Annotated in this window: 1 protein-coding gene; it reads left to right on the top strand. The window is 35.9% G+C overall.

Translation table 11 applies throughout. The features are described 5' to 3' along the window. On the top strand, positions 1 to 523 hold a 523-nt coding region (locus ACODS7_RS32485; protein ID WP_488828674.1), incomplete at both ends, for an IS4 family transposase.

The following is a 523-nucleotide window of genomic DNA, read 5'->3' as shown; positions in this document are numbered from 1 at the left end:
TTCGCTTTTCTCGCAACTTTTACAAAAACAATTATTGTCCACTCTATCGCTACCTTCTTCTTTTTCAGAATACTTTCGGCGTATTCGTATTTTAGATGCCACTACATTTCAAGTTTCCGATCAACTCGCAGCTGTTTATCCTGGTTCAGGTGGAAGTGGGAAAGCTTCTGGGGTAAAAATACAATTAGAATATGATTTGTTAAGTGGTCAGTTTTTACATGTTGCATTGGGGCCTGCGAAAGAAAATGATGTGAATTATGGAAAGGTAGTTCAACCTACCGTAGATTTACAAGACCTCTGTATAAGGGATTTAGGGTATTTTAGTTTGGGAGATCTAGATGCGATTCAACAAAACGGGGCTTACTATCTATCTCGACTCAAAATGAATACCAAACTGTTTCAAAAAAATGAAGAGGTCCTTACTTTTAAAAATGGCGCAAGTAAGAAAAAATATCAATATACGATGATTGATTTAGAAGCGATTATGGAAAATCTACAACCAGGTGAATTGTATGAAATTCCT

The organism is Bacillus sp. FG16 (genome assembly GCF_057809515.1).
The sequence above is the reverse complement of the archived record's forward strand: the minus strand, read 5'-3'. Positions and strand labels throughout refer to the sequence as shown.